At 67.3% G+C, this 15099-nt stretch carries 27 protein-coding genes; 14 read left to right on the top strand and 13 right to left on the bottom strand.

Annotated features, from left to right (window positions below; genetic code table 11):
- Positions 1-416: 416 nt before the first annotated feature.
- Genes J2S57_RS25960 through J2S57_RS25930 form a run of 7 tightly spaced genes read left to right on the top strand, consistent with a single transcriptional unit; the run spans position 417 to position 6692 of the window.
- Complete coding sequence (locus J2S57_RS25960) at positions 417-776, top strand: hypothetical protein (RefSeq protein ID WP_307247622.1); 360 nt, start codon at positions 417-419, stop codon at positions 774-776.
- An 8-nt stretch (positions 777-784) separates the two neighbouring features.
- Positions 785-1288, top strand: coding sequence for a hypothetical protein (locus J2S57_RS25955; RefSeq protein WP_307247620.1), 504 nt, complete (start codon positions 785-787; stop codon positions 1286-1288).
- Between the two features lie 33 nt (positions 1289-1321).
- The gene (locus J2S57_RS25950) at positions 1322-2851 is read left to right on the top strand and encodes an SGNH/GDSL hydrolase family protein (RefSeq protein ID WP_307247618.1); all 1530 of its coding nucleotides are present in this window, start codon (positions 1322-1324) and stop codon (positions 2849-2851) included.
- A gap of 11 nt (positions 2852-2862) precedes the next feature.
- Positions 2863-3171 (top strand): hypothetical protein, encoded by a 309-nt coding sequence (locus J2S57_RS25945; protein WP_307247616.1) that lies wholly within the window; start codon positions 2863-2865, stop codon positions 3169-3171.
- Positions 3172-3181: 10 nt separating this feature from the next.
- Positions 3182-3874, top strand: a complete 693-nt coding sequence (locus J2S57_RS25940) for a hypothetical protein (protein WP_307247614.1) — start codon at positions 3182-3184, stop codon at positions 3872-3874.
- Positions 3871-5085: an SGNH/GDSL hydrolase family protein gene (locus J2S57_RS25935; protein ID WP_307247612.1), complete on the top strand. Its 1215-nt coding sequence runs from the start codon at positions 3871-3873 to the stop codon at positions 5083-5085. The genes J2S57_RS25940 and J2S57_RS25935 overlap by 4 nt, the downstream gene beginning before the upstream one ends.
- Positions 5086-5123: 38 nt before the next feature.
- Entirely contained in the window at positions 5124-6692 is a 1569-nt protein-coding gene (locus J2S57_RS25930; RefSeq protein ID WP_307247610.1) for an SGNH/GDSL hydrolase family protein, read from the top strand.
- A 56-nt stretch (positions 6693-6748) separates the two neighbouring features.
- Here the strand turns inward: J2S57_RS25930 and J2S57_RS25925 are convergent, their stop codons facing one another.
- Positions 6749-7099 (bottom strand): hypothetical protein, encoded by a 351-nt coding sequence (locus J2S57_RS25925; RefSeq protein WP_307247607.1) that lies wholly within the window; start codon positions 7097-7099, stop codon positions 6749-6751.
- Positions 7100-7641: 542 nt separating this feature from the next.
- Between J2S57_RS25925 and J2S57_RS25920 the strand changes: the two genes are divergently transcribed.
- Together J2S57_RS25920 and J2S57_RS25915 are read left to right on the top strand one after the other, a co-directional pair.
- The gene (locus tag J2S57_RS25920) at positions 7642-8202 is read left to right on the top strand and encodes a hypothetical protein (protein ID WP_307247605.1); all 561 of its coding nucleotides are present in this window, start codon (positions 7642-7644) and stop codon (positions 8200-8202) included.
- Positions 8203-8211: 9 nt separating this feature from the next.
- Positions 8212-8478 carry a hypothetical protein gene (locus J2S57_RS25915; RefSeq protein ID WP_307247603.1) on the top strand — a complete coding sequence of 89 codons (267 nt, stop codon included), beginning with the start codon at positions 8212-8214 and terminating at the stop codon, positions 8476-8478.
- A gap of 270 nt (positions 8479-8748) precedes the next feature.
- Here J2S57_RS25915 and J2S57_RS25910 read toward each other — a convergent pair whose 3' ends face one another.
- From J2S57_RS25910 to J2S57_RS25865, 10 genes are all read right to left on the bottom strand, one after another.
- Positions 8749-8925 carry a hypothetical protein gene (locus J2S57_RS25910; protein ID WP_307247601.1) on the bottom strand — a complete coding sequence of 59 codons (177 nt, stop codon included), beginning with the start codon at positions 8923-8925 and terminating at the stop codon, positions 8749-8751.
- Positions 8907-9059, bottom strand: coding sequence for a hypothetical protein (locus J2S57_RS25905; protein ID WP_307247599.1), 153 nt, complete (start codon positions 9057-9059; stop codon positions 8907-8909). The genes J2S57_RS25910 and J2S57_RS25905 overlap by 19 nt, the downstream gene beginning before the upstream one ends.
- Positions 9056-9556 carry a GNAT family N-acetyltransferase gene (locus J2S57_RS25900; RefSeq protein ID WP_307247598.1) on the bottom strand — a complete coding sequence of 167 codons (501 nt, stop codon included), beginning with the start codon at positions 9554-9556 and terminating at the stop codon, positions 9056-9058. The genes J2S57_RS25905 and J2S57_RS25900 overlap by 4 nt, the downstream gene beginning before the upstream one ends.
- The gene (locus J2S57_RS25895; RefSeq protein WP_307247595.1) at positions 9553-9735 is read right to left on the bottom strand and encodes a hypothetical protein; all 183 of its coding nucleotides are present in this window, start codon (positions 9733-9735) and stop codon (positions 9553-9555) included. The genes J2S57_RS25900 and J2S57_RS25895 overlap by 4 nt, the downstream gene beginning before the upstream one ends.
- Entirely contained in the window at positions 9732-9956 is a 225-nt protein-coding gene (locus J2S57_RS25890) for a hypothetical protein (RefSeq protein ID WP_307247593.1), read from the bottom strand. The genes J2S57_RS25895 and J2S57_RS25890 overlap by 4 nt, the downstream gene beginning before the upstream one ends.
- Positions 9956-10180: a hypothetical protein gene (locus tag J2S57_RS25885; RefSeq protein WP_307247591.1), complete on the bottom strand. Its 225-nt coding sequence runs from the start codon at positions 10178-10180 to the stop codon at positions 9956-9958. The genes J2S57_RS25890 and J2S57_RS25885 overlap by 1 nt, the downstream gene beginning before the upstream one ends.
- On the bottom strand, positions 10177-10416 hold the full coding sequence (locus tag J2S57_RS25880; protein ID WP_307247589.1) for a hypothetical protein: 240 nt from the start codon (positions 10414-10416) through the stop codon (positions 10177-10179). Before J2S57_RS25880 ends, J2S57_RS25885 begins: the two co-directional genes overlap by 4 nt.
- The gene (locus J2S57_RS25875) at positions 10413-10811 is read right to left on the bottom strand and encodes an SsgA family sporulation/cell division regulator (protein WP_307247587.1); all 399 of its coding nucleotides are present in this window, start codon (positions 10809-10811) and stop codon (positions 10413-10415) included. The genes J2S57_RS25880 and J2S57_RS25875 overlap by 4 nt, the downstream gene beginning before the upstream one ends.
- A gap of 35 nt (positions 10812-10846) precedes the next feature.
- On the bottom strand, positions 10847-11119 hold the full coding sequence (locus J2S57_RS25870; protein WP_307247585.1) for a hypothetical protein: 273 nt from the start codon (positions 11117-11119) through the stop codon (positions 10847-10849).
- Positions 11120-11218: 99 nt separating this feature from the next.
- On the bottom strand, positions 11219-11755 hold the full coding sequence (locus tag J2S57_RS25865; protein ID WP_307247583.1) for a hypothetical protein: 537 nt from the start codon (positions 11753-11755) through the stop codon (positions 11219-11221).
- 205 nt (positions 11756-11960) lie between these two features.
- Between J2S57_RS25865 and J2S57_RS25860 the strand changes: the two genes are divergently transcribed.
- Both J2S57_RS25860 and J2S57_RS25855 read left to right on the top strand, forming a co-directional pair.
- Positions 11961-12608: a hypothetical protein gene (locus J2S57_RS25860; RefSeq protein ID WP_307247580.1), complete on the top strand. Its 648-nt coding sequence runs from the start codon at positions 11961-11963 to the stop codon at positions 12606-12608.
- A complete protein-coding gene (locus J2S57_RS25855) occupies positions 12605-12808 on the top strand; it encodes a hypothetical protein (RefSeq protein ID WP_307247578.1) in 204 nt (67 codons plus the stop codon). Before J2S57_RS25860 ends, J2S57_RS25855 begins: the two co-directional genes overlap by 4 nt.
- A gap of 9 nt (positions 12809-12817) precedes the next feature.
- Here the strand turns inward: J2S57_RS25855 and J2S57_RS25850 are convergent, their stop codons facing one another.
- Positions 12818-13057: a hypothetical protein gene (locus J2S57_RS25850; protein WP_307247576.1), complete on the bottom strand. Its 240-nt coding sequence runs from the start codon at positions 13055-13057 to the stop codon at positions 12818-12820.
- A gap of 85 nt (positions 13058-13142) precedes the next feature.
- On the opposite strand from J2S57_RS25850, the gene J2S57_RS25845 reads away from it, so the two are divergent.
- Complete coding sequence (locus J2S57_RS25845) at positions 13143-13355, top strand: hypothetical protein (protein ID WP_307247574.1); 213 nt, start codon at positions 13143-13145, stop codon at positions 13353-13355.
- Entirely contained in the window at positions 13352-13669 is a 318-nt protein-coding gene (locus J2S57_RS25840; protein WP_307247572.1) for a hypothetical protein, read from the top strand. Before J2S57_RS25845 ends, J2S57_RS25840 begins: the two co-directional genes overlap by 4 nt.
- A 458-nt stretch (positions 13670-14127) precedes the next feature.
- On the opposite strand, the gene J2S57_RS25835 is transcribed toward J2S57_RS25840, so the two are convergent.
- On the bottom strand, positions 14128-14319 hold the full coding sequence (locus tag J2S57_RS25835) for a hypothetical protein (RefSeq protein ID WP_307247570.1): 192 nt from the start codon (positions 14317-14319) through the stop codon (positions 14128-14130).
- 100 nt (positions 14320-14419) lie between these two features.
- On the opposite strand from J2S57_RS25835, the gene J2S57_RS25830 reads away from it, so the two are divergent.
- Positions 14420-15004, top strand: a complete 585-nt coding sequence (locus J2S57_RS25830) for a phage antirepressor KilAC domain-containing protein (RefSeq protein ID WP_307247568.1) — start codon at positions 14420-14422, stop codon at positions 15002-15004.
- Positions 15005-15099: the final 95 nt, after the last annotated feature.

Raw genomic sequence — 15099 nt, 5'->3', positions numbered from 1 at the left:
CAGGAACTCCCGGCGCGGATGGCGCACACGGGGTCGCGGGGCCGACAGGTGAACGCGGCCTGCAGGGCGTCCAGGGTGAGACCGGCCCGGCGGGTCCCGCCGGAGTGGCTGGTCCCGTCGGTCCGCCAGGCCCCCAGGGCGACAAGGGCGCTACAGGCGCGACCGGTTCGGCCGGCCCTCAGGGCGTCCCGGGGCCAGCGGGTCCCGCCGGAACGAAGGGCGATACGGGCTCCCAGGGAATACCCGGCGCCACCGGAGCCACGGGGCCAGCAGGGCCAACCGGCGCCAAGGGCGACACGGGCCCGCAAGGTCCATCAGGGCCTGCAGGCGCGACGGGACCTGCAGGGGCCACCGGTCCCACGGGCGGGACTGGCGCCAAGGGGGACGCTGGTCCTCGCGGTGCGGCGGTACTGACCATGACGACCGGCGGCCTGACGCTGGCCCTGCTCGGCGCCCAGCTGCTCGAGGTCGGCAGCACCCGGATCCGTACGCGCCTCGACCTCACCGGGTACGTGAAGGCGCGACTTACGGCGGTCATTGCTGGTGCCGGTGTCGGCTCTCTGCTGGTGCAGCGTTCGACCGACCAGCAGGTGTGGGTGGCTCTCGATGGTGCATCCGGGCCGTCAGTGTCCCTGGGTGCAGCTGGTGGCGTCTCGTCGGCGTGGGTGACTCTGCCGGCCGCCTCGACCGGCGATCAGTGGCTGCGGCTGGCGACGGCTGGCGGCAATGGCCTCGCCTCGCCTGTCCTCGGCAACGTCTCTCTTGAACTGGCCTAGGAGGCAACATGGGTGGCATTCCTGGCTCGCGAGTGGGCTCGGCGGTCAACATGGATCCCGCGACTTTCGCGGCCGTGCAGAACGCGGCAATCGCCAATCTGCTCGCTCGTGTCGTCACGCAAGAACAGCTGGCCGAGGCGGTCGCGGAGGCTGTCGCAGAGTTCGCGACCAGCAATCTCGCGCGGGACGACCTGTCGAACGTGAACGCGCAGACGGGCCGGGTGGCGTTAGGGCTTGGCTCGTCGGCGACTCGTTCCGTCGGTCAGCTCGCGTCTGAGGACGCCTTCCGCAACACGTACGCCCGGCCAGCCGGGGACTTGGCCGGCACCGCCGAGGCGCCAACCGTGGCACGGATCCGCGGTGTGACCGTGTCCGGCACGCCGCAGGCCGGGTACGTGCTGATGGCGACTTCGGCGACGACGGCAGCGTGGACGGCACCGAGCGCGATTCCCGACCCAGGCGGTTCGGTCATCGGCCCGAACCTCGCGGTGCCCTTCGTGATCGGGGCCTGACATGTACCGGACGCTTCAACTTCAGGAGATCTCATGACCGCACCAGGCTCCCTCGTGGGCTCCGGCGTCCATCTCGACCCGGGTAACGCCTCTGTCATCCAGAACGCCGCGATTGCAGCTGCTCTGGCCCGCGTCATCTCGCAGGAACAGCTCAGCGAAAGCGTAGACGCCGCGATCCAGGGCGACACCCGCATCGCCGGGTCGGTGCAGAAGTCGTCGAACCTTGCCGACCTCCCCTCGGCCGTGGCGGCCCGTAACAACCTTGGTCTCGGTGCCGCCGCCACGATGTCGCTGCCGCAGATCGCGGCGAGCCCATCCCTGGCGTTCGCGTACACGAGCAGCGCCGCGCCGACCCGGTTGATCGCCGGGCGTGCGTGGACTTTCCTCGGGGACAGCATCACGAACGGCGCGAACGCAGACCCGGGCGTGAGTTTCCCTTACGTGGCGGTCTCAACGGCGGGCGGCACGGCACGCGTCGCGAACCTTCGGTCGCCTGCCGCTCCGGGCGCCCAGAACCCGCCCGCTGGCGGTATTTCCAGCATCTGCGGTTTCCCCGGGGAGGACTCGGGGCAGCTCCTCAACCGGTTCGACACGGATGTGATCGCGACGAAGCCCGGCGGCGTGTTCCTGCTCGCCGGGACGAATGACTTCGGCCGTAACACGCTGGCGCAGTGGCAGTCGAACATCAAGGCGATCCGCGCGAAGGTCCGCGCTCTCGGCATCCCCATGGTCATCGGAACGGTGCCGCCCGTCGGGTCCACCGTCGCGAACGCAAGCGACCGCCGGGCGTTCATCAACGCGCAGAACCTCTGGCTGAGGCAGTGGGCGCCCGCGAACGACGTGCCACTCGCCGACACGCACCGGGCGATGGTCGACCCTGCGACGGGCTGGATCCGCAGCGACCACAACGGCGACGGCATCCACCCGGTCAACACCGGTCACATCGCTATGGGCAAGGTGATCGGGCCCGCAATCGCGGCGGTCCGTCCGCCCGTCGCGCCTCTGATCGCGTCCGCTGGTGTGGGCGTGAACAGCAACCCGCTGATGGCGACTGCTGGCGGCGGCCCGACTGGCTATCAGGCGCTTTTCGGCTCGACGATGACGACGCCTGATTATGCCTGCGTGGATCCGGCCGCTGGTTCCGCTTTGGCTGCCGGGAAGTGGGCGCAACTCGACTGCACGGCCACTCAAGGAGGTTTCACGGGGCTGGCCAAGGGCATGACAGGGCTGACCGCCGGCGGCTTGTGCGCGCTGGTCGCTCAGGTTGAGCTTGAGGACATCTCCGGTGGTGTCGCAGCGTTCGGGACTGGCGCGGGCGGGTGGGGCGTCAGTGTCCTGTCCGACAACGGAAGCGTCCTATACACGGGTATTTCCGGGGCGACGAACACGTGGGACCCGACCCCCGGTCCGTTCTTGACGATGTTCCGGCTCCCGACGGGCGTGACCACATGCAAGATCGAATGGAAGGTTGGCCTACCCACCGGAGCGCACGTCAAGTTCCGCCTCGGCTGCCTTGACATCCTCGACCTGACCGCGCTCGGCGTGAACCCCGGCGACCTGTAAGGGAAACTCACATGACCTACACGAAGCCCGCACCCGCCACCGACGGGCAGACCCCGTACAACGCCGCCCGCGACCAGCACATGCAAGACGGCATCTTTGCCGCAGCCCAGGTCGCTGACGAGGCGCTCGCAGCAGCTGGTGCCGCACAGTCGACGGCGAGCGGCGCAGCCAGCGCCCTGACCGGCAAGGCGAACACCAGTGACGTGAATACGGCCTTCGGCGCACTCCCCGGCACCTACGGTCCCGGCGGGACGGCCGGAAACATCTCGGCTACAGACGCCGCCGGTACCGCCCTCATCTTTTCCCTGATCGGACTCTGAGGAGACCCCCATGCCAATCTCGCTCTCGGCCCTCGGGGTCAACCTCGACCGGCTCTATCTCGACCAGCCCGCGGTCGCTGGCGAAACCGTCTACACCGCGCCCGGAGCCACCGGTGGCGGTGCGCGCACACAGGTCACCAGCATCCGTATCGCGAACCCCACCAACAGTTCCGTGGCTGTCCAGCTTCTGCAGGTGAAGCAGGGTCAGACCGCCAACGGCAGTCAGTCGCTCGTCGGTGGGCTGGTCATCCCGGCGAACTCGACCTACGAGAGCGACGTGCCGACCACTCTGCGGCCCGGTGACACCCTGTGGGGGCAGTCGGACTCGATCCCGATGGCGCCGCAGATGTCGTCCGTCGCGTCTTCGACCGGCGGCACCCTGGCGGCCGGGAGCTACTTCTACCGGTACGCGGCCACGAACGCGAAGGGGGAGTCGCCGGCCTGCCTCGAGATCGGCCCGGTCGCGGTCACCGGCTCCACCTCGTCCGTCGCTCTGTCCTGGCCGAAGGTCGGCGGCGCCACCGGCTACAAGGTGTACCGCGGCACGAGCAGCGGCAACCTGAGCCTGCTGGCCGCGGTCACCGGCCAGAGCACCCTCAGCTACACCGACACGGGCACGGCCACTACTTCCGGCGGCCCGGCAGGCGCGGGCACCGCACCGGCGTGCACCTTCACCCTCTGCGGGGCGGAGCTGCCCGCATGACCGCCCGCATCGTGACCTCAGCGCCGCAGCAGTCGCGCTGGCCCGGGACGCCGACCCAGCCTCCGCCGCCGGGCGCGAAGCTGGTCTTCCTCGGCGACAGCATCACCCATGGCAGCACCGCCAGCGCGGGGCAGCGATTCGTGGACCAGGTCGCCAAGATGCTCGGCGGGCGGATCAGCCAGAACTGGATCGAACGCGGCTACCCGGGACAGCGGTCGGACGAGATGCTCGCCCGGTACGACATGGACGTGCGCGCGAACGGCGCCCAGGTCGTCATGCTCATGGCGGGCACGAACGATGCCGGGCAGCAGGACCTCTCAAGGTACGCAGCGGCCATCAAGGGCATCGCGGCGAAGGCGAGGCAGGACGGCATAACGCTGATCATCGGCACGACGCCGCCGCTCGGCGGATCCCGCCCGGCCGCGAATCACCTGCGGGTCGCCCAGTTCAACGCATGGTTGCGGATCTGGGCGCCAACCCAGGGCATCAAGATCGCGGACGTCTACAGCGCGTTGGTCAGCGGCGGCGGCTACGGCATGGCGGGCGGCTACGACACCGACGGCATCCACCCTGAGACGGTCGGCCACCAGAAGATCGCTGAAGCCTTCGTCAAGGCGTTTCTCGAGCTGCTGACCCCAGACGTGCCACACATCGTCGACTCAGTCGGCGGCCCGTTCAACATGATCACCAACCCGCAGTTCCTCACGAACACGACGGGTTGGTACGAGCAGCCGGGGGGCACCGGCACGGCCCCGACATACTCCGTGGTGACCGACACTTCTGGGACTTTGCGGTTCGGCAAATGGGCTCAGATGGCCTTTGATGCAACAGCTTCCGGAGGTAACCGCTACTTCGTCTACCCGGTCGGCACCGTCACGCCTGGCCAGAAGCTGCTCATCACCGCGCGGATGCAGGTCGTCGACATCGCGGGCGGCTACTACAACGCCGCCCAGGGCGCCGGCCCGACCGCGACCGTTGCTCTACGCCTGCACGACCAGGCGTTCGTGTCCCGCGCGAACTTCGGCGCCCTCATCCCGAGGGTCCCCGACTTCATCCAGAGCATCTACACCGTCCCCGCCGGAGTCACGGGACTCAACCTCGTGATGCAGGTAGGCCTGCCGACTGGTCAGAACGTACAGGCTCGGATCGGTGAGGTGGGCGTCTTCGACGTCAGTAATCTTCCGGATCTCGTTGCGGCTGCCGCCCCGTGAGCGCATTCAGCTCCGCCCGCATTACGCCGAGTGGCGGGGTGCCGAAGAGTGTTCAGCCAGGCTACTCCACGGTCGTCACGGGCGACAGCATCACCCAGGCAAACTCGTCGGCCACCAACAACAGTCACGGTGACACGTGGGCGACGTACATGGCTCTCGCGTCCGGCGGGCGGATGCGGCTGGTCCGTAACTACGCGATCGGCGGCCAGCGCACGACGGCTATCGCCGCGCGATTCCCCAACGACGTACTGAGCGAGAACTCGAGGATCATCCTGATCGCGACCGGCACGAACGACATCAACTGGACCACGGAGACTCTCGCCAGTCTCGAATCGATGATCCAGCAGGCCCGGGCCAAGGGCATAGCTGTCGGGCTCCTGACTCCCCCGCCCCGGGGCATGCCGAAATTTGTTTCTCCGTCAACGGCTTCGATCACCGCTACGACCTTCACCAGCTCCGGCACTCTCGCAGCCGGCAGCTACGAATACACCATCACGGGAAGGGTGTCCGGCGGCGCGGGCGGCCAGGAAGGGCTACCGGTCGCGACCGTGCCCGTGACTCTCTCGGCCACCGGCACCGTGAACCTGAAATGGCCGCGGCAGAACGTCGCACGCTGGCACATCTACCGGCGGACTCAGGGATCATCGACGTGGGGGTTCATCGGCGGGATCGGGGAAGGCTACGGACGCGCCGACACGTACCCCTACTTCGTCGACAACGGCCTGACCCCCACGGCCCAGCAGCCGCCCACCGCCGATGTTCTCGGGTCGGGCAACTCGACCGAGAACGTTCCCGGCAACATTCCCGGCGTCTCCCCCGCGGTGCCTCTCGCCACGCAGATCAGCTCGATCCGTCAGGTCGCGCTAGGTCTCGCGCAGAAGTACGGCCTGCCCCTCGTCGACCAGTACCTCATCCTGACCGACGCGGCCACCGGGCTTTTCAAGGCGGGCATGACGCAAGACGGCGTCCACCCTGACGCCCTCACGCAGCGAGACATGGGCGTCAATGCGTGGTCGAAACTGCAAGACATGTTCCCCCGCGCCGCACTCGGGTGGATGTCGATCGACCCTAGATACACCGGCACGATGCTCGGCGCCCGCCAGAACCAGACCGGAGGCACCTCGAACGGCGCGCTCCTGCCCGCCGTCAATGGGGCCACCGCGCCCACCGGTTGGGGGTTCTACGGCGAGCCGACCTCCACGGGCAGCATCACCACGGAGACCGGGATCGCGGGGAACATCTTCACCATCACGGGAGGCGCATACGCGATCCGCATCGGCGAGGGACCCGCCCTTGCCGTCGGCACCGACTTCGTTGCCGGAGACCGCATCCGGGTCGGGTTCATGCTCAAAGTGTCCGGCCTGGACATCAATTCGGGAGCCGTCCGCCTGCAAGTCTTCTACGGCGGCGGCGTCACGCCCGGCAACCTCACCGACCTGCAACTGACAGCCGACGTGCCGTCCTGGTCGGTCTGGACCGCAGAGGAGACCGTGCCGGCTGGCGCGACGACGATGCAGTTCCGAATGTCGGTCACGGGCGCGGGGGTGGCACTGTCTGTCGCGCAGCTCACCATGGAGAACCTCACGAGACGCGGCCTGGTCTCGTAAGGCATGCCCGGCTTGCTCGATACGGCCCACCCTCGCGCCGGGGGTGGGCCGTTTCGCTAGTTTGGCGCCAGCGTTGCGAGATCGTCAGCGATGCCCCTTAAGCGAACCAGCCATTCGCGCACTGCATTCGCGGCCTTGTCAGGAACGCGACCTATCGGGTCGCGGGTGACCGCGTGCTGCGATTTCTCCATCAGGGTCAGCGCCTCGTCGACAAGCGGGACCCCCCGGTCGGGGCCGAACCTCAGCAACTCAAAACGAAGTGTCCGAACGTTCGCGTACACCCGCACGTTGCGCTCCAGGAGGTGCTGACGCTCTTGGTGGGCTTGTTTCCACAGTAGCGAACCCAGCGTGAGCCGATCGTCAGACACGATCGGAATCATGTTCGCCACGAACGTCGACAGCTCCACCGAGACGGCCACAAGCCTCTGATCGCGACCACGCCTAACCTCAGCCCGGTCCGCCCGACGGTTCCTGTAAGTCGCAGACACGGCTCCTCCGGTCATGCTCAAGAGCACACCCCCAAGAGCGAACACGCCAGGAATCACTGGCTCCCAGGACATCGCTACCGGTCGCCGGCGAGCGGAAAGGCCCAGAACTCCACGGACGCCTCCCTGTCCACCCATCGGATGAAGTCATGGGAAGGATCGTTCTGCAGGCTTCGGCCAATGCGCTGCTCGCGAGACCGCTCAACGGCGGTGACTCGCATTTCCACTGTCGCCTGATGCCACCTGCGAGCCTGGACCACAAGCGGCCAACGCTCGTCAGGAAACTCGCCGTCATCCAAGCCCCCACCACTAGCGATCCCCCGACGCTCGGTCTCCCGCAGTTCGTCGCGCCACCAATCGATCGGTCTCATCATGCGGCCGACCTCGGCACGACTCGTTCGTAACCTGAATCGCCAGGTCGTTTTAGCTTCGGGAGCTGGGGTAGGCCCGGCATAATGCGCGCCATGGGCGCATTGGGGACATGGGTTGACTGGGCGGACATCATCGGAGGGTTCAGCACTGCAGGGGCGCTGATCGCAGCCAGTGTCGCCGCGGTTTACGCGAAGCGAGCTGCGGCGAGTAGCCACAACCTGCTGCAGGTTGAGCGGGGCCGCGACGCAGCGAATGAGATGCAAAGTATTAGGGAGCAGGCTCGACTGATCGGCGCCTGGTTTGAGGTGAAGCCCGACCCCGACTACACGCCGCAATCGATGGCCGAGATGGGCCAGCCCGGCCCGTCACTTGCGCGCCTGCACATCTCCAACCTCTCAAATCAGCCGGTCTATGAGGTTCGGGTCCGCGCTCTCGACGGCAACGCCGAGCCAATAAATTTTGAGGTCTTGCCGCCGCAAGCGACCGACATTCGCGATGTCTCGATGAGCCTGGTCAAACCCAATGACTCCTACTCGGCCGCACTGATCCTCGAGTTCCGGGACGCGGCAGGCAAGGAGTGGGTCCGTCATCGAGGTCGGCTCGCCCAAGTCCTAAAGGTCGGGGGTTCCATTAAGCCCGGGGACCAGGACTAGCCTGCCCCCATGCTCGACTGGACCCCGCAGGAACTCGCGACCCTCGCCCGCTGGCACTTCGCGCACGCCTGGCAGCTCGACGAGGGCGACTGGGAGATCCAGATCACCGCGCAAGACACCACCTGCGACCGCGCCTCACTCGGCCAGCCAGAGATGATCCAGATCGGCCGGCAGATGATGCTGCAGTCGTGGCGGCTAGAAGATCACGGCGAGTGGCCCTGGAAAGGCGTGCTGCTCGTTCACCGTGGTTGGAGCAGGTACGAGCCCGACGCGTAAAGCGGCCCCGCACTCCTCGATCCTGAGTGCGGGGCCTGCACGCATTTTGTCAGCCCTCTTGCCGGACCCGCTTCGGCTGAACCGCCGGATCCCAGCTCGAGCACGCGGGTACGTCCATCACGGGCACCCGATGCTGGTCACCGCGCCAGCCACATTCGGGGCACTTCGGTCCCATCAGCTCCGTGAGCGTCGCATCGTCCATCCCTGGTTGCACACCCGTGACCGTAACCCTCGGCCGCTCGACGTCAGGTCCCGGGGTCCAGAAGCCACTCACGCCACCCTGACCACATCACGCACGTACCAGCCCTCTTTCCCCGGCCGGACCACGTCATACCGGGCGTCGATCGAGTCCCGATCCACGTCGTAACGCTCACGGGCGGCCTCGTTCGCACGCTCGTACCGACGCCACTCCTGCAGCACGTCCGGGCTCACAACGCACCCACGCACACGATCACGATGACCAGCACCGACAAGGCGGCGAGCACCAGGCCGAGGCCGCGACGCTCGGACACGAAACTGATCGGATCCAGGTCCGGCCACGAGTCGTAGACAAGGTCGTCGTCGCGTTCCGGCTCGCTCACGACAGTCCCTGCATCGCCGGCCACCGGTAAGGCGACTCGAGCACCCCGCCAGTACCCAGCTGAAGCGCCAGACGATCACGCCCAGGGCCGAAATAATCCGGCAGGTAAGCGGTCACGACGAACCCCTCCCGCATCAGCACCGACAACATCACCACATTCAGGGGCGACGTCACCGTCACCAGCTCAAGCCCGGCCGCCCGAACCTCCGCGCACATGCGCCCCAGCAGGCGCCGCCCCAACCCCCGACCCTGAAAATCCGGGATCACACCCATCCCATTCAGGAGCTCGACCCCAGCCGCGACAGGCTCACGCTGCGCGTACGCGACCACCCGCCCGTCAACCTCAGCCACCAACACCTCGCCCGCCACCACGGACGCCTCGACGCCACCCGGATCCGACCGGTGACTGACCACGCCGGCCGCGGGGAACGCCAGCGTGTCGACCTCCCGCGCGGCAGACGCATCCTCCGCCGTCGCACGACGTATCCGGGCGCTCACTCGACCACCACCCCGACCCGCAGCCGGCCCACCCGGACCACGACACGACCAGACCACCGCTGCTCCGACGACACCTGCACCCACCGGGACGCGAGAGCCAGCAGAGCATCCGACGTCGAGCGGGGCGCGTGGACGCTGAAGCGGATCTCGTCGGCCTCAGTGACCCCCGCCGCGCTCACGACGCCCACCCATCCGTCACGTGCGCGATCTCCCGCTCCACAGCCAGAGCCGCCAGATCGGCCGCATACGCCTTCACGCGGGCAGTGTCCGCCTGATCCAGCAGCCGGTTCCGTTCCCTCCTCAGCTTCGCCAGGTACTCGCGCAGGGCGTGATCGGACGTCGGCGCCGGAGCCTGCACCTGACGACACTGGCGAGGAACCGCGAGCATCCCCGCGCCCATCAGACCTCCACCCCCTGCTCGGCCAGCGCCCGACGGTGGAACCCCACCGGGTCCGCGAGCAGCGCCTCCATCGCGGGCGGAGCCTTCTCCACGTCGATCACGAAACTCCCGGGCCGACCACCCTGCAACTCGTCGATCTGAGCGTCCAGCGCGGACAGCTCAGCCTCGACCTGCTCCCGCCGCTGGCGAGCGATCACCAGCAGGTGTTCGGTGCGCGCGGTCATGCTGCCTCCTCGATCGAGTACAGGTCCGCGGCCAGCAGGTCAGCCTTCGCGTCGACCTGCATCAACTGCCCGTGAAGCCATTCGGCCAAGTCCTGCTCGGCGAACGTCCGATCCCCACGAGCCGGCAGACGCAGCAGGTCACGCATCCACCGGTCGCGGCGCCCCTGCACGATCCGCAGCTTGCGCCGCTGGCAGGTCAGGGCCTTCCGGTGCTCACGGTCGCCAGAGATGCTCACGACGCCTCCTTCAGACTGTGCTCGATCCACGCATCGAGAGCCGCCGCGAGACTGGGGTCGACGTCGAGGGACGGGGCGTCGGCCTGCACGGGCCGGATCTGGTACGTCTGCCCGAGGAACGCGTCGATGTTGATGCGCAGGGCCCGGAACGTGATGGTGCCCTTCTCGTCGGTCAGGTTGATGACGATCTGCCCGTCATCCGGGTACACCCGGTGCTTCAGGTCGCCCGCGGCCACGCCCGATCCGTTGGCCAGGAGTTCCCGTGACACATTGAACTTCGCGAAGATTCCCTCCACTGACGTCTGGACTTCCAGCCGGACGACGAACGGCTCGGCCGCATCGAACGAGAACATCACCGGCTGCATGTGCCGCGCCGGAGCCTGCCTGAGTTTCACCGTGCACGGGATCGTCATGACCCGCCGGTTCCGCCTCACTGGGTCACCCCCGTCATCGCGGTCTCGACCCGCGCGGCGTGCACCTGCGACAGCTTCGGCGCCGGATGCCCGTCGGGAACGTGGTTGAGGATCTGCATGAGCCCGTACTGCGCCTGGTGGAGCTTTTCGGGGTCGACGGCGTATCCGGTGCGGCCGAGAGTGTCGATCAGGAGCCGGGATTCACCGAGCGCGCCGATCGCGAGGGACAGCATCGCCTGGATCTGCTCGTGGTCCATCGGGAGCTCGAGCATGGTCGTGGTACTGGACATGATGCGCCTGCTTTCGGAAAGTCTGATGGGGGAGGAAAGCCCGGCGCAGGACTTGGAATTTAAGACTGGAATCCCAAGTCCCGACGCCGAGACTTGGAATTAACGGAAGCTGATCGGGAAGGACCGGGAGCGGCCGTCGACGAGATCCGTGGCGATACCCCGGATCGGACCGTGCCCGCCCTGGACCTTGCTGGGCGTGATGCAGAACGTCACCGGCACGACCCGGCTCGTACGGCTCGCGGTGCCGGCGATCGTCGCCCGGCCGCCGTGGCGGTACTGGATCGACACCTGCGCCCAGTGCTTGCCGTGCTCGCGGCGGGTCGTCGGGACGAAAGCGGTCGCGTGCCACTCCCCCGGCCCCGTGCACCGGACACGACCGGACGGCGTGCGCACCGGGCCCTGCTCGGCGTGCACGGTCGGCATCGTGTCGACGGCGGCCTGAGCCTGCCCGACACCAGCGAACACCATGGTCCCCGCAGCGAGAGCCGCAGCGGCACCCAGGGTCGCGAGGATCGTGCGCTTCCGGCTGGCCGTCCGGACGATGGGCGGCTGGGCCTCGTAGCCGCGGCCGGGTCGGGTGTTCGTGGTGCGGGTCGCTCCCGGTGTGGTCACGGGAGGGGTGACAAAGTCACTCATGCTGAGCTCCTGTTAACGGCAGGTGCTTGGCAGCTCGTCCCTGGCCTCGATCCGCTCGGTGCGCTAACACCTTGTGGGGAGTCGGGGGCGAGCCCTTGACACCATGAACATCGGCCGGGGGGACCAGATGTTGAGTCGATTCCGCACGCCCATCCGAACGGCTCAACGCTTAGGTTTGGCCGTAACGCTCTGTGCGGCAGGGGCTTTGACCGCCACCCCTGCGCGCGCCGACAGTGGCGACGTGTACGGCGGACGCGTCTACATGCCCGAAGTCGTCATCACGACCAGCTCGTGCATCAACATCCCCATCCACTACGACCTGTCACGGATGCCAGCCGACTACAACTGGACCATCGACGTCCAATCCGACTTTTACAGCGGCGGATTCGACTACGACACCGGCCCGGCGAAGGGCACCACGGGCATCCAGTGGTGCGAGCAAGACCTACCCGGCCGGTACACGGCGACCGTCATCGTCGACGTCAAAGACGAGAACTACGGGGACGTCACCACCGATGAGTCCCTCCTGACCTTCACCATCCGCAAGGCAACCACCCGCGCCACCGTCAAGGTCGGCGACGCCACGCTGAAGACCAACCAGACCACCAACATTCGCGGATGCGTCACCGCCCACAGCAAGCGCCAGGCCTACCGCCAGGTCGCGATCGAGTACCACTGGAAGGGTCGGCCCTGGAAGCGCCTGATGTATGCCTACACCGACGGCACCGGTTGCTACCGCGAACCGTTCTACTCGAAGTACGCGGGTGCTCTCGAGATGCGCGTCAGGGTCCCCGGTGACGGAATCTCCAAGGTCGGCTACTCGAAGGCAGTGAAGGTCAAGGTCCGGATGTGACCCAGCCGGCCGATGACGCGCAATCACAGGCCGAGATCCAGGCGCACCTTGACGAGGCCTACCGACAAGCGTCGTCCGCGAACCGATGGTCGAGGGTGGCGTACATCCTGGCGACCATCCAGTTCGTGTTCCAGATCCTGCCTTACATCATCGCGGCGCTGATCTTCGTGGCGATCGTCGTTCTACTGCTGCTCGGGTAGTGGGATCTTTCAGCGGCGATGGAACACGGGCCACGCCACGTACCGATTGAACTCCGGCTCGAACACCACCGACCAGTGCGTGAGCACCCAGCCGGCCGACTCCACTGCGGCGATCTCGTCAGCCCAGCCGTCCGGATCCGCGACGCCCAACTTGGCCGCCAGCTTGATCACATGAACGAAGTTGCCCTTCTCCGCCGCCGCAGCAGCATGACGATGGATTCCTTCGAGCCCGCCGGTCCCCCACTTCATGTACGGAGTGTGCCCACCGATCCCGATTCGGTGACCTAGGCGCGCGGGCAGAGGTACCGTATCCAGGGTGACCAGGGGAGGAAGCATGGACCAGATCCAGACGTGGCAGCAGACCGGACGGTTCCTGACGCCGGCTCAGCTCGACCAGCTCACCGCCGACGAGCGCGCCGCCTACTTCGCCGACTCTGCCGTGCGGTCCGTCGAAGAGATCGACCGCATGCCCGAACCCCACCGGTCGATCTTCCAGCACCAGGCCCAGGCCCTCCGCAACCGCCGTCAGGACCGCGCCGCGTCGTGAAGTCCCGGGTCGTCACCACCCCCGCCTTCTGGGAAGCCCTCGAACGCGCCCTCCCCGCCACGCAGGAACCGAACTGGCACCAGTTCGCGGCGTACGAGCTCGGCGACATCCTCAAGGCCGTCGCGCTCGCCTGGGGGCACATGGCGAACCTGTACTCGGAGCTCCCCGAGTACCGTTTCCTCCCCGGCGCCGGCTCACTCGGCGCGTGGTCCGTTGTCGGCCAGTGGTCCGAGGAGCACGGCGAGGTGCAGCTCATCGACATCGTCGTGGACGTGTGGCCGCCGGATATGTTCGCGCCGTCGGTCGACAGTTAGCTCCACGACGGGTCGCACCCTGCCTAGCCGTCGGCTTTCAAGGTCGGCGGAGCGAGCGAGAGAGCGCCCAACCGCTCCGAACCTCCCCGGGAGTCGGTAGAGGTAGGGCGCGGTCGACGTTGCCTGGTTCCAGGCTTCGAGACCGTGAACCCCAACGCACGGCGCATCCGGAAATACTCGTTCGTCTTGTGGTGCTGACAAACCGAGGCCCTGGGCTCGCCGTCGACGAGAATGCGGAACTCGGCCGGCTCGTCGCAGCGGAAGCATGTAAGGCCCGGTGGCACCTTGATGATGCGCACGGGATTATCCCGCCGCTTGCCCCTTTGTGCCGGGACCGCGCGGGTCGCCGTTGGCATGGGGTTCGGTGCGTCTTCGGCAAGGGGCGAGGGCAGAGCTTCCGCGAGCCGCAGTGTGGGCGCGGAGGGTAGGTGTCGATCTTCGGTCATCCTGCGGTCCTCCTAGGCGTACATGTCGAAGTCTGGATCCTCATCCTCGGTGTACAGGCCGAGGTCGAGGCCGTTGGAGCCGAGGAAGCCGCTGATGCTGATGCCGAGGCTCTGGGCGAACTTGCCTGGCCAGTCGAAGCGGTTGCGCCAGTGGGCGTAGATCTCGTCGAGGTCTTCGGAGTTGTAGTTCCCCGACGAGGACAAGGGATGGGAGACAGCTCCCACCCCCGGTGGCGACCAGCGTGTTTGGTACATCACCGAACCCGGCTTCTATCGGGTACTTGGTCAGAGGCAGAGCAACCGAGTGAAGGATCTAAACACTCGCGCCACCGTCGAGGGCTTTCAGAAGTGGGTCTTTGGCGAGGTCCTTCCCAGCCTCCGTCGCGGCCAGATCCCGACCCAACGCCAGCCGGCCGAGGTCGACGTGACGCAGGTCGACCGCAAGGCCCTCGCCCTCATGGTGATCGCCGAAGCAGAAGCCCGGGAGGCCGCTGAGCTCCGAGCCGATGTCGCCGAGACGAAGGCGATCGAGGCCACCGCGAAAGTCGCGGCGCTCGAGCCCCTCGCGGTGATCGCTCAGCGGATGATCGCAGCCGGCTCCGACCTGGCTCTAGGCGACGCAGCGAAGGCTCTGAACCGTGGCGGTGTCATCACCGGCCGGAACCGGTTGATGGCGTACCTGCGGCAGATCAAGTGGGTCGACCGGACCGGCCACCCGTACCAGCGGGAGATCGAAAATGGTCGGCTCGCGGCGAAGGTCGGCGTGTTCGACCACCCGAAGACCGGCGAGCCTGAGCTGTCGACCACGGCCCGTGTCACCGGGAAGGGACTGGCGGAGCTCCACAAGCGACTCATGCGCGAACAGCAGGGAACGCTCGCCGTCCGCTAGCCCAGAACGTACTGAAGCCCCCACCTCGCGGGTCGAGGTGGGGGCTTCACTGTGTTGCGGTCACGCCGCGGACCATCGGGCCCCCTCGTATCGGA

Origin of the sequence: Kineosporia succinea (genome assembly GCF_030811555.1) — a bacterium.
Lineage (GTDB): Bacteria > Actinomycetota > Actinomycetes > Actinomycetales > Kineosporiaceae > Kineosporia > Kineosporia succinea.
Note: the sequence above shows the minus strand (reverse complement) of the source record. Positions and strands in the feature narration are given on the sequence as shown.